At 61.2% G+C, this 11,678-nt stretch carries 11 protein-coding genes; 6 read left to right on the top strand and 5 right to left on the bottom strand.

Translation table 11 applies throughout. The annotated features are described in order from the left end of the window. Positions 1-88 precede the first annotated feature (88 nt). Positions 89-439, top strand: coding sequence for a DUF6614 family protein (locus tag MHM88_RS01440; RefSeq protein WP_239359791.1), 351 nt, complete (start codon positions 89-91; stop codon positions 437-439). Between the two features lie 60 nt (positions 440-499). On the opposite strand, the gene MHM88_RS01435 is transcribed toward MHM88_RS01440, so the two are convergent. The 3 genes from MHM88_RS01435 to MHM88_RS01425 all read right to left on the bottom strand — a co-directional run bounded on the left by MHM88_RS01435 (position 500) and on the right by MHM88_RS01425 (position 3,932). Then, positions 500-1,969 carry a carboxypeptidase M32 gene (locus MHM88_RS01435; RefSeq protein ID WP_239359271.1) on the bottom strand — a complete coding sequence of 490 codons (1,470 nt, stop codon included), beginning with the start codon at positions 1,967-1,969 and terminating at the stop codon, positions 500-502. A gap of 4 nt (positions 1,970-1,973) precedes the next feature. Continuing rightward, entirely contained in the window at positions 1,974-3,119 is a 1,146-nt protein-coding gene (gene ctaA, locus MHM88_RS01430; protein WP_239359269.1) for a heme A synthase, read from the bottom strand. 63 nt (positions 3,120-3,182) lie between these two features. Continuing rightward, positions 3,183-3,932, bottom strand: coding sequence for an RNA methyltransferase (locus tag MHM88_RS01425; protein ID WP_239359267.1), 750 nt, complete (start codon positions 3,930-3,932; stop codon positions 3,183-3,185). 156 nt (positions 3,933-4,088) lie between these two features. Here MHM88_RS01425 and MHM88_RS01420 point away from each other — a divergent pair, with 156 nt between their 5' ends. The 4 genes from MHM88_RS01420 (at position 4,089) to MHM88_RS01405 (ending at position 7,491) form a co-directional block, all read left to right on the top strand. Next, complete coding sequence (locus MHM88_RS01420) at positions 4,089-4,724, top strand: thiamine phosphate synthase (protein WP_239359265.1); 636 nt, start codon at positions 4,089-4,091, stop codon at positions 4,722-4,724. A gap of 168 nt (positions 4,725-4,892) precedes the next feature. Beyond that, the gene (locus MHM88_RS01415) at positions 4,893-5,801 is read left to right on the top strand and encodes a PfkB family carbohydrate kinase (protein WP_239359263.1); all 909 of its coding nucleotides are present in this window, start codon (positions 4,893-4,895) and stop codon (positions 5,799-5,801) included. Continuing rightward, a complete protein-coding gene (locus tag MHM88_RS01410) occupies positions 5,798-6,706 on the top strand; it encodes a pseudouridine-5'-phosphate glycosidase (RefSeq protein ID WP_239359261.1) in 909 nt (302 codons plus the stop codon). Before MHM88_RS01415 ends, MHM88_RS01410 begins: the two co-directional genes overlap by 4 nt. Positions 6,707-6,792: 86 nt before the next feature. Next, on the top strand, positions 6,793-7,491 hold the full coding sequence (locus MHM88_RS01405; protein WP_239321487.1) for a DUF502 domain-containing protein: 699 nt from the start codon (positions 6,793-6,795) through the stop codon (positions 7,489-7,491). 8 nt (positions 7,492-7,499) lie between these two features. Here the strand turns inward: MHM88_RS01405 and MHM88_RS01400 are convergent, their stop codons facing one another. Next, a complete protein-coding gene (locus MHM88_RS01400) occupies positions 7,500-8,528 on the bottom strand; it encodes a patatin-like phospholipase family protein (RefSeq protein WP_239359259.1) in 1,029 nt (342 codons plus the stop codon). A gap of 70 nt (positions 8,529-8,598) precedes the next feature. Then, positions 8,599-9,372 carry a 3-hydroxybutyrate dehydrogenase gene (locus MHM88_RS01395; RefSeq protein WP_239359257.1) on the bottom strand — a complete coding sequence of 258 codons (774 nt, stop codon included), beginning with the start codon at positions 9,370-9,372 and terminating at the stop codon, positions 8,599-8,601. Positions 9,373-9,741: 369 nt separating this feature from the next. Between MHM88_RS01395 and MHM88_RS01390 the strand changes: the two genes are divergently transcribed. Further along, the gene (locus MHM88_RS01390; protein WP_239359255.1) at positions 9,742-11,568 is read left to right on the top strand and encodes an extracellular solute-binding protein; all 1,827 of its coding nucleotides are present in this window, start codon (positions 9,742-9,744) and stop codon (positions 11,566-11,568) included. The last annotated feature ends 110 nt before the right edge of the window (positions 11,569-11,678 follow it).

Raw genomic sequence — 11,678 nt, 5'->3', positions numbered from 1 at the left:
GGAGCGGCGTTTTTTGTTTACGCTTCACACAGGTTTTGGGCGCAAAGTTGTCCGTGATTTCCGCGTATTGAGTCGGGAGAAACGGCGTATGAATCTCTACCATTGTCAGATTGATCTCCAACACGAAGCCAAGGCTTTGGCCTTTGCCAGCGCTGTGGAACAATGGATGGAATATCTGAAAGGTCGCGGCGCGATCACCGGATGGCGCCTGCTCCGGCGCAAGCTGAACCTTGCAAACGATACCTGCAAGGATTTCCTGCTGGAGATCGAGTTTGAGAGTATGACGCAGCTTGATCAGGCGTTTCGTATTCTGGGTGAACACGACGAGGAGGTTGCGCGCCTCTATGCCAACGTCAACGCGCTGATCGCGCGGTCCGATTTTGGACTGTATCGACCGTTCCCCGATCCCGAACGCGCCGAGCGCATGGCCCTTATCTGATCTGAAAAAGCCCGGGACATACGCCCGGGCCTTTTCTCATATTTGGCCCGCAAGCACCTGTTACAGATTGTAAATCTCAGAAAATTTGGCCTCAAGATAGGTCATCAGCGGCTGATGCGTCGGCGCGGAGCCTGCGGCATGAGTGATGGTGTCACGCGGTTCGCGCAATCCGCCAAACTGTTGCAGGTTGTCACGCAACCACCCGGTCGCAGCAGAGGTATCACCTTCGGCAAGCTGCGCATCCAGGTCAGTTACATCACGGCGCAGCGCCTCATGCAGGCAGCCCGCATAGACATTGCCCAGTGAATAGGTCGGGAAATACCCAAACAGACCAACGGACCAATGCACGTCCTGCAAACAGCCATTCGACGGCTTGTCGACCGGGTATCCAAAGTCCGCGAGGAAACGGTCGTTCCATGCGGCTTCCAGATCCTGAACCTCCAGATCTCCCAGCATCAGCGCACGCTCCAGATCGAAACGAAGCATGATATGCAGGTTGTACTGAAGCTCATCGGCCTCTGTACGGATATAGCCATTCTGCACTCGGTTCACCGCTGCATAGAACGCGTCTTCCGAAGAAACACCAATGTCGCCAAAGGCTTCTTTCATTTCCTTGAACAACCAGCCGGTGAAGGCACGGCTGCGCCCGATCTGGTTTTCATAGATCCGGCTCTGGCTTTCATGCACGCCCATGGACACCCCACGACCCAGTGACGTCAGCAAATGCACCCGGTCGATGTTCTGTTCATAGGCCCCGTGCCCGACCTCGTGAATGGTGGAGTAGATGCAGTTGAACGGGTCAAGCGGATTGGTCCGCGTGGTGATCCGCACATCCAGACCACTGCCGGAACTGAACGGGTGCACCGCCTTGTCAACGCGACCATGGCTCATATCGTAGCCAAAGGTCTTGGCGATCTTGCGCGCCAGTTTCATCTGGGCGTTTTCATCAAAGGTGCCCGCCAGACCGGCCGGGGTTGGCTGCTCCAACACACGCGCGCGCAGATCCACCAGACCGGGGCGCATGGCATCAAAGATTTCCGCGATTTCAGAGGAGGTTGTGCCCTGCTCGTAATCTGCGACCATCGCGTCGTAGAGGTTGCCACCGGCGGCCAGCGCCTGACCTTCTTGTCGCTTCAGCGCCACGACTTCTTCGAGGACGGGCAGGAATGCCGCAACATCCTCATCCGCGCGCGCCTGCGCCCATTGGCCTTGCGCCTCAGACGTCACGCGGGCGATCTTGCTTGCCAGCTCACCGGGCACCTTGACCGCGCGCTCATAGGAACGACGGATCTCGCGCAGCTGCGCGGCGCCGATGTCGTCCGGTGCCTTGGCGGTCTCCAACCAGTCCGCAACCCGCGGATCTGACCGACGCGCATGCAGCACCGCCTCAATCGCCGCCATCTCCTCACCACGCTGGGAGGCCGCCCCGCGTGGCATCATGGTTTCCTGATCCCAGCCGAGACGGCCCGCGATTTGCCCAAGCGCCTGCGTTTCACGTTCAAAAGCAATCAGTTCGTCGAAAGAACTCATGTATTCAATGTCCTTTGATAGAAGTCGTTACAGGGTAGGCCGCCAGAAAACGCGCACGCAAGATCAGCACCCAGACCAATACCGCCACCACCTGGTGGACAATGGCGATCTCCACCGGCGCCGCCGTCAGAACGGTCACAATGCCGATGACCACCTGCAGGCTCAAGACCGCAAAGACGGCGTTAAAGGCAAAACGGGTCGCCGCGTGGGCACTGCGACGCCCGCGCAGCCAGACGACCACGGCGAAAGCAAACAAGGCGTATCCCGTGACCCGATGAACAAATTGAACCAAGCCCGGGTTTTCAAAGAAGTTTTTCCAGATCGGTTCAATCATGAAGGGACGCGGCGGCAAGATCTGTCCGCCCATCAAAGGCCAGTCGGTATAGGATCGGCCCGCATCGATACCAGCCACCAACGCGCCCAGCAGGATCTGCAGGAAAGCAAAATGCAACAGCCCCGTGCTCATCCCGAAGATCTTCGTTTCTTTCAAGCGCCGCGCCTGCATCAGGTCGCGCTCTTCGCGTCCGAGCAGGAACATGAACCAGGCCAGATAGCCGAGGATCACAAAGGCGAGCCCAAGATGCGTCGCCAGCCGATAAGAGGCCACAGCGGTCATGCCCTCACCCAGCGTGACGCCGGAGGACACCATCCACCAGCCAATGGCCCCCTGAACACCGCCGAGGACCCCCGGCAGGAGCAAGCGCCCTGTCCAGCCAGTTGGAATGCTGCGAGTGGCCAAAAAGCCCAGAAAACCAACCGCCCAGATCAGGCCAATCACACGGCCGAGCTGCCGATGCCCCCATTCCCACCAGTAAATCGTTTTGAAATCAGAGAGCTCCATCCAGGAGTTCAACAAGTGATACTGGTCGATCTGCTGGTATTTCTCGAACTCGGACTGCCACTCGGCCTCACTCATCGGCGGGATGGCACCGGTCACAGGCCGCCATTCCGTGATCGACAGGCCGGAGTCAGTCAGCCGCGTCAGCCCGCCAACGGCGATCATCGCCACCACCAGCGCAAACAGGACCGCGAGCCAGACGCGGATTGCACCACGCGCGCCGCGGCGCTTGCGATCAATGCCACCGGGCGTCGGTGTGGGCTGTTGTTTGCTGTCGGAGGACACATCCTCAAAAATCGTGCGATTGCTCATCTTGGCCTCACATCTTCATCTGGCGGGACGCTAGGGTCTGAGGGGTAAAAGGTCCAGACAGAGTTAGTCCGGCCCGTGTTGCTTCCAACGGACCATCTGTCGCATCACGCCGTGCAGCATCTGCACATCCGCGCGCGTGAGGCGCATCCGGCTCCAGAGGTTGCGGAAAACCGTCTTCATGCCCGGCGCCTTTTCCGGCGGGAAGAAGTAGCCCGCCTCCGTCAGACGCTCCTCGTAATGTTTCACCAGCGCCTCGACCTCCTGGCCCGTGGCCCAGTCGGATTTGCCGATCTCGAAGGTCTCATCCGGGACCTGTTCTGCCTGACGACGCCACTCATAGGCCGTGAGCAGGACGCATTGCGCAAGGTTCAAGGAGGCAAACTCCGGGTTGACCGGCACCGTGATGATGGCGTTGGCCTTGGCGATGTCATCATTTTCCAGCCCCGCACGCTCCGGACCAAAGAGTACGGCGACCTTTTCGCCCTGCCCCAACAGCTCTGCGGCTTTCTTCATCGCACCTTCGGGGCTGAAGACGGGCTTGGTCAATTCGCGTGGCCGGGCTGTGGTGGCAAAAACATAGGTGCAATCTGCCAGGGCCTCGGGCAGATCCTGCGCCAGCTGCGCCTCGTCCAGCAGCCGCCCGGCACCGGAGGCCATGGCAACCGCCTTCTGGTTCGGCCAGCCGTCCCGGGGCGCAACAATCCGCATCCGGTCGAGACCGAAGTTCCACATGGCACGCGCGGCCCCGCCGATGTTTTCACCCATCTGCGGGCGGACAAGCACAAAGTGAGGTTGAGGGCGGTCTGTGGGCATCTGCAAACTCCGGAAAAATCGGCTCTGCCTTACTGTCTGCGCCGGGTTGGGGCAAGCCTTGGCCCTCGGAAAACCTGCGCGATCCGTGCCCAGATCCTTGCGTTGCGCGTGAATTCGGGTAAATACCCGCCAATCAAGCCAACAGGAGCCCTGACAATGGACAGCGCAGAGCAGCAGACACCGGAGCAGCCGCAGATCTATCTGGTCACGCCGCCGAGCTTTGAACTGGGGCAATTCCCGGGGCAGCTGGCGCGGGTGCTGGACGAGATCGAGGTCGCCTGCGTGCGGCTGGATCTGGCGAGCCGGGATGAGGACACGCTGAGCCGCGCCGCCGATGCGCTGCGCGAAGTCACCCATGCACGCGACATCGCGTTGGTGATCTCGGACCATCAGATCCTGGCCGAGCGCCTGGGGCTCGATGGCGTGCATCTGTCGGATTCGTCGAAATCCGTGCGCAGCGCGCGCAAGGCCCTGGGCACCGATACGATCGTCGGCTGTTTCTGCGGCGCCTCCCGGCATGAGGGCATGACCGCGGGCGAAGCGGGCGCGGATTACGTCTGTTTTGGTCCGGTCGGACACTCCGGCCTTGGCGATGGCGCCGTCGCCGAGGTTGAACTGTTCCAGTGGTGGTCCGAAATGATCGAGGTTCCCGTGGTCGCCGAAGGTGGCCTGAACACGGACATCGTGCGCAAGATCTCTCCGTTTACCGATTTCTTTGCCGTCGGCGAGGAAATCTGGCGCGAAGAGGATCCGGTCACAGCCCTGAAAACGCTTCAGGCCGCGATGGGCTGAACGCGACTGCGCCCCGGTGGTCGCCCCGTCCGCCCGGTCTGGGTTGCCCCGTTAGGGTTGCGGCGCCCCTGTCGCTGTGCAGCGTGTCGGCCTCATGTGATATAACGTCGTTCGTGCGCACCTGCGATTGTGCTTGCGGGGGGCGGCGAAAGGCGGCATGAGATCCATATGACTGAAAGCGCTGATTTTTCCGAACCTGACATTCTCTGTGTCGGCTCCGTCCTCTGGGACATCATTGGCCGCAGCACCATGGAGATGCAGCGCGGCTCTGACATGCCGGGCCGTATCACTCGCCTGCCCGGTGGCGTCGCGATGAACATCGCCATGACCCTGGCGCGGTTTGGCATGAAGCCCGCCGTGCTGAGCGCGGTCGGACAGGACCCGGAGGGCGACGAGCTGGTCACCGCCTGTGGCCATCTCGGACTGATCACCGAATACCTCTACCGCTCTGAAGATCTGCCGACGGATCGCTATATGGCGGTCGAAGGCGCAAATGGGCTGATCGCGGCGATCGCCGATGCGCATTCGCTCGAAGCGGCGGGGGACAAGATCCTGCGCCCGCTGACCAGAGGTCCGCTCGGAACCGAAAACGCGCCCTTTTCCGGGCCCATAGCGCTCGACGGCAATCTGAAACTGGCGCTGCTCGATGATATTGCCACCCACCCGGCGTTTAATGCCGCGGATCTGCGCGTGGCGCCGGCCTCGCCAGGCAAGGCAGAGCGTCTGCGTCCGTTTCTGACACACAAGCGCGGCACCCTCTATGTGAACCTGGAGGAAGCCGGCCTCTTGTGTCAGGACCGATTCACCGACAGTGAAACCGCCGCGCAGGCGCTCCTGTCCCGCGGGGCCGCCCGGGTTCTGGTCACCGATGGCGGCCAATCCGCCACCGAGGCTGACGCCAGCGCCTCCCGCACCCAGGTTCCGCCACGCGTGACCGTCGCCCGGGTGACCGGCGCTGGCGACACGTTCATGGCCGCCCATATCGCCGCCGAATCCCGGGGCGAGGATCGCGACAGCGCCCTCGCCTCTGCCCTGCGCGCGGCTGCAACCTACGTATCCGGAGAACCACCCCTGTGATCGACATCACCTATTCCGCCGAAGTCGAAGCCGCCCGCGCCGAGGGCAAACCGATCGTGGCGCTGGAAAGCACCATCATCACCCATGGCATGCCCTATCCGCAAAACGTCGAAGTGGCGGCGCAGGTCGAGGCCGACATTCGCGCCGCTGGCGCCGTTCCCGCCACCATGGCGGTCATCAAGGGCACGCTGCATGTGGGGCTTGAGGCCGACACGTTGCAGTCCCTCGGTCAGGCCCAAGGTGTGGCCAAGATCTCGCGCGCCGATTTTGCCGCCTGCATGGCGTCGGGGGGCACCGGCGCCACTACCGTGGCTGCCACCATGATCGCCGCGCGGCTTGCCGGGATTTCCGTCTTTGCAACCGGCGGTATCGGCGGCGTGCACAAGGGGGCGGAGACCAGCTTTGACATCTCCGCGGACCTGCTGGAGCTGGCACAGACCCCCGTGACGGTTGTCGCCGCCGGCGCCAAGGCCATTCTGGATGTGCCCAAGACACTGGAAGTTCTGGAAACCCAAGGGGTTCCCGTCATTGCCTACGGTCAGGACAGCTTCCCTGCGTTCTGGTCGGCAACCTCTGACCTGAGTGCGCCGCTGCGCATGGACAGCGCCGCCGAGATTGCCCGCGCCCACGTCCTGCGCCGCGCGATGGAGCTGCCCGGCGGCCAGTTGGTGGCCAATCCCATCCCGACAGACGAGCAAATCCCGGCAGAAGAACTGGCCCCGATCATTGCACAGGCGCAAAGCGAAGCAGATGCGCAGGGCGTCACCGGCAAGGATGTGACCCCCTTCCTGTTGCAGCGGATTTTCGAACTGACCGAGGGGCGCTCGCTGGAGGCCAATATTGCCCTGGTCCGCAACAACGCGCGGCTGGCGGCGGAAATTGCCAAAGAACTGGCCAGTCTGTGAAACAATCGCAACCGGCGGCATGCGAATCCATTGTCGTGGACCACGACAGTCCCTAACTTGCATGCGAGCCAATCAGACAATCGAATATGAACACGCCATTTGACGATCCTCCTCCCCCGCCGCGCCGCCCCGGGCTCTTTGCCCGGCTGCGGTCCTCCTTTCTGACAGGTATCGTGGTGATCGCGCCGGTTGGTCTGACCATCTGGCTGTTGTGGTCGGTGACAGGCTGGGTCGATGGCGTGGTTCTGCCCCTGGTGCCCAGCACCTTTCAGCCGGAGCAATATATCGGGATCAACCTGCGGGGCGTGGGGCTGATCATCTTTTTGCTGTTCACCATCGTGGTGGGCTGGATCGCAAAGGGCATCATCGGCCGCTCCCTGATCGGCTACGCCGAAAGCCTGGTGGACCGGATGCCGGTGGTGCGTTCGATCTATTCCGGGATCAAGCAGATCTCGGAAACCGTCTTTGCCCAGACCGAGCGCAGCTTTGAGAAGGCCTGCCTGATCCAGTATCCGCGTCGCGGCATCTGGGCGATCGGGTTCATTTCGACGACAGCAAAGGGCGAGATCCTCAAACATGCCGAAACCAGCGGGCGGCTGATCAGCGTCTTTGTTCCCACCACGCCGAACCCGACATCCGGTTTTCTGCTGTATTTCCCCGAGGAAGACGTGATCGAGCTGGACATGAGCGTCGAGGACGCCGCCAAGCTCGTCATCTCAGCCGGTCTTGTCTACCCCAACGGCAAGGACCCGGCCGAGGCATTGGAGCAGAAAGCCGCCAAATAACAGCGGCCTCAGCCAAACATCGCGCCGAGATCCACGGTCTGCCTGTGACCGAGGTCATTCATATGCTGGTCAAGAAACCCCTCCGCCGCCTCGCGTCCGGCGGTTTTGAGCATATGCAGGATCTGCGGGATCGGTATCAGCTTTGTGGTCACAGAGAGCCGAGTCATCAGGTCATCGTCCGCGATCATATGCACCAGCACCCGTTTCATGCGCCCCTGCTCCATCGTGCCGTCTTCGATCAGGCGCTGCACAAAGGAGATCGCCCGCAATTCGCGCAGCAATGAGGAATTGAAGCTGATCTCGTTCACCCGGTTCTGAATGTCATGGGCGGTCTTCGGAACCTCTGCGCGCACCAGCGGATTGATGTTCACGACCACGACATCGTCAGGAAGATCATCGCGAAACAGTGGAAACAGGGCCGGATTGCCCGTATAGCCGCCATCCCAATAGGCCTCAGTCTGGCCGGTCTTGGGATTTGGGAGTTCGATCGCCTGAAACAGATTGGGCAAACAGGCCGATGCCAGGATTGCATCTGTCGAGACTTCTGTTCCTGAAAACACCCGCACCTTGCCGGTTTGCACGGACGTCGCGCAAATATACAGATCCGGTCCGGCATCGGCGCAAACCTCGCCAAAATCGAACTGCTCCACAACCGGGCGCAGGGGGTTGCGATAAAACGGTCCATAGGAATACGGCGACACTGCCTGGCTCATCGCCTCAATCGGCGAGAAGGGCGCCATTACCTTCAGCGTGTTCAGCAACGGGCTGGCGTCGACCCCGGCAATCCAGTTGGCCATGCGCATATCGCCCACGGCCCCCATCCGGGCCCAAAGCCGGTCGAGCGAGGCCTTGGCCCCTGCCCGCCCATCCCGCGCCATGCCCGCCTTGAGCGCAGCACCATTCAGCGCCCCGGCAGAGGTGCCGGTGATGGCGGCGATATCCAGCGCCTCATCCTCGAGCAACCGATCCAGCACGCCCCAGGTAAACGCCCCATGCGCGCCGCCGCCCTGCAAGGCGAGATTTATGCGTTTCACCATTGGTCTTCCCGTTTGCGAGAGGGGCGACCGCCAAACAGAATGGCGGCCGCTATCGACACCGGTCTCGCCTTTACAGCGCGGTCCAGCCGCCATCGACGCTGATGGTGGTGCCGGTGATCTGTTTCGCCGCATCCGAACACAGGAAATTCACCGTACCGCCCAGCTGTTCGACGGTGGCGAACTCGCGCGAGGGCTGGCGTTCCAGCATCACCTTCTTGATGACCTCCTCGCGCCCCATGTTGTATTTCTCCATGGTGTCGGGGATTTGCGCCTCGACCAGCGGTGTCAGGACGTATCCCGGGCACACCGCGTTGCAGGTGATCGGCTCTTCGGCGGTTTCCAGCGCCACGGTCTTGGTCAGGCCGACGATGCCATGTTTGGCTGCCACATAGGCGGATTTGAACGGCGATGCGGTCAGACCATGGGCGGAGGCAATATTGACCACCCTGCCCCAGCCCGCTGCCCGCATATGCGGCAGGGCGGCTGCGGTGGTGTGAAACGCAGAGGTGAGGTTGATCGCGATGATCGCGTCCCATTTCTCGGTCGGAAACGCGTCGATGGGCGCCACATGCTGAATGCCGGCATTGTTCACCAGGATGTCACAGCCGCCCGCCTGATCGATCAGGCTGCGGCACTCCTCCGCCTTTGACATATCCGCCTTGATATAGCGGGCCTCGACGCCAAACTCCTTGGCGATTTCGGCGGCAATGGCGTGATCTTCGTCGCGATCCGTAAAGGAGTTCAGCACCACATTGGCCCCCGCCCGGGCGAGCTCTTGCGCGACGCCCAGCCCGATGCCGGAATTGGAGCCGGTCACGATCGCGGTTTTACCTGTCACGGACATGTTCTATCCCCTGAATATCCTGAGTAGCGTTGGCGGCAGCTTTGCATGCTGCACCCGCGAAATAAACGCCCAATCGAGACGAAAGGTCCAGCCCCTGCGCGTCTCAGCTTAACGACCATAGTCAAGCGCCCCGGTTCGGGGGGCAGAAAGGCTGCGCATGGATCAGGGGATCTGCAAAGAAAAAAACGCCGGCACGAAGCCGGCGTTCAGTTATTGAGGCAGGTTTCATACAGGCAAGAAACCTATCGAGCAGTGACTCCGTTATAAGCAATTTCCGGCTTCGGTCCAAGCTAAAAGTTTGAATTACCCCGGAAGCCCAGATAGCGTCTGCACATATGAAAATAAGGGCAGCGCAGGATTGTTCTCAAAATGAGACCATTATTTTTCTCTCGTCTTCGTGCGGCAGCAGGCGGAATCGCACTTCTTGCGACCACGAGTCTCGCCAGTGCAGAATCAGCCCATGGCATTGCCATGTATGGCGATCCGGCGCTCGCGTCTGATTTTACGGCGCTGCCCTATGTAAACCCGGATGCGCCCAAAGGCGGCACCGTCGTGTTTGGCAATCTCGGCAGTTTTGACTCGCTCAATCCGTTCACCAACAAGGGCAATCCCCCCTGGCAAATGCGGTTCTGGGGCTACGAGAGCCTGATGGGTCGCTCCTATGATGAGCCCTTTTCCCTCTATGGGGTGCTGGCCGAATCGATTGAGACCCCGGAGGACCGATCCTGGGTGGAATTCACCCTGCGCGAGGAAGCCCGGTTTTCCGATGGCAGCCCGGTCACGGTCGAGGATGTGATCTGGTCCTATGAAACCCTCGGCACCGAAGGCAACCTGCGCTATCGCAGCTTCTGGGACAAGATCGAGACCATCGAACAAACCGGGCCGCGCAGCCTGCGGATCAGCTTTAATGTCGAGGATCGCGAACTGGCCTTGATTGCCGGGCTCCGGCCGGTGCTGAAAAAGGCGCAATGGGAGGGGACCTCCTTTGCCGATGCCGATCCCAGCGAAGTTCCCATCGGCTCCGCCCCTTACCGGGTCAGAAGTTTCGAACTTGGCCGCTCCGTCACCTTTGAGCGCAACCCCGACTATTGGGGCAAGGACGTGCCATTTCGCCGAGGCACCAACAACTTTGACGAAATGCGGTTGGAGTTTTTTGGTGACCAGACGGTTCTGTTTGAGGCCTTCAAAGCCGGAACCCTTTCCGCTGTGCGGGAATTCAATGCCGCAAAGTGGGATCGCGATTACGACTTTGCACGCGTGCAAGATGGCGCGGTGATCAAGACTGAAATTCCCAATCAGAAACCCTCCGGCATGACCGGGCTGGTGATGAATACACGACGCGAGGCCCTGTCAGACTGGCGCGTGCGGCAGGCCCTGATCGAGGCTTTCAACTATGAATTCATCAACGATACGCTGACCGGAGGCCGCCTGCCGCGGATTACGTCCTATTTTTCAAACTCCTACCTGTCGATGCAGGATGGCCCCGCAACCGGGCGCGTCGCCGAACTCCTCGCGCCCTTTGCCGACGATCTCCTGCCCGGCACGCTTGATGGTTACAGCCTGCCCGTCAGTGACGGCAGCGCACGCAATCGTGCCAACCTGCGCCGTGCGCGCACGCTGCTGGAAGAGGCCGGCTGGACGATCACCGACGGCGCTTTGACCAACGCCGATGGCCAACAGATGCAGCTCAAGGTCCTGCTGCAACACGGCAACCTCGGCGAAGAGGAAATGCAAAAGGCCGTCGAGATCTACGCCAGCGCCCTGGAACGGCTGGGCATTTCGCTCACGACCGATCTGGTCGACAGCGCGCAATACGTCGAGCGTCAGAACGAATACGACTTTGACCTGACATTCTTCCGTCGCGCCCTGTCGCTCAGCCCCGGCAATGAGCAGATGCTTTATTGGGGCAGCGACGGCATAGACGCCCCCGGTTCCCGCAATCTCATGGGCATGGACAGCCCGGCGGCAGAGGCGATGATCCAGCACATGCTGACCACCAGCTCCGCTGAGGAGTTCATTGCCGCCACCCGCGCCTTGGACCGCATCCTGACCGCGGGGCGCTATGTGATTCCGATCTGGCAATACGCAAAGAGCCGCATCGCCCATGACGCCACCATGAGATACCCGATGCGCATCCCGATCTACGGTGACGGGCACCATTACATGCCCGAGGTCTGGTGGCACGCGCAAGATTGAGATCCAGCCCCTAGACGGCCCGCCTCGCAATGGGTGGGCCGTTTTTGCCTGCAATCCCCTGACCTTAGCTACGCACCCTTGCGCCAACTGCCAATGCGCTACAGATTTCC

This window comes from Epibacterium sp. MM17-32 (assembly GCF_022348205.1).
Classification (GTDB): Bacteria; Pseudomonadota; Alphaproteobacteria; order Rhodobacterales; family Rhodobacteraceae; genus Epibacterium.
The sequence above is the reverse complement of the archived record's forward strand: the minus strand, read 5'-3'. Positions and strand labels throughout refer to the sequence as shown.

Excerpts from the sequence above, each read along its gene's own strand:
- MHM88_RS01440 (WP_239359791.1), top strand. The coding sequence starts at position 89 with ATGAATCTCTACCATTGTCAGATTGATCTCCAACACGAAGCCAAGGCT.
- MHM88_RS01405 (WP_239321487.1), top strand. The coding sequence starts at position 6,793 with ATGAACACGCCATTTGACGATCCTCCTCCCCCGCCGCGCCGCCCCGGG.
- MHM88_RS01435 (WP_239359271.1), bottom strand. The coding sequence starts at position 1,969 with ATGAGTTCTTTCGACGAACTGATTGCTTTTGAACGTGAAACGCAGGCG.
- MHM88_RS01400 (WP_239359259.1), bottom strand. The coding sequence starts at position 8,528 with ATGGTGAAACGCATAAATCTCGCCTTGCAGGGCGGCGGCGCGCATGGG.
- MHM88_RS01425 (WP_239359267.1), bottom strand. The coding sequence starts at position 3,932 with ATGCCCACAGACCGCCCTCAACCTCACTTTGTGCTTGTCCGCCCGCAG.
- MHM88_RS01415 (WP_239359263.1), top strand. The coding sequence starts at position 4,893 with ATGACTGAAAGCGCTGATTTTTCCGAACCTGACATTCTCTGTGTCGGC.
- MHM88_RS01420 (WP_239359265.1), top strand. The coding sequence starts at position 4,089 with ATGGACAGCGCAGAGCAGCAGACACCGGAGCAGCCGCAGATCTATCTG.
- ctaA (WP_239359269.1), bottom strand. The coding sequence starts at position 3,119 with ATGAGCAATCGCACGATTTTTGAGGATGTGTCCTCCGACAGCAAACAA.
- MHM88_RS01390 (WP_239359255.1), top strand. The coding sequence starts at position 9,742 with ATGAGACCATTATTTTTCTCTCGTCTTCGTGCGGCAGCAGGCGGAATC.
- MHM88_RS01395 (WP_239359257.1), bottom strand. The coding sequence starts at position 9,372 with ATGTCCGTGACAGGTAAAACCGCGATCGTGACCGGCTCCAATTCCGGC.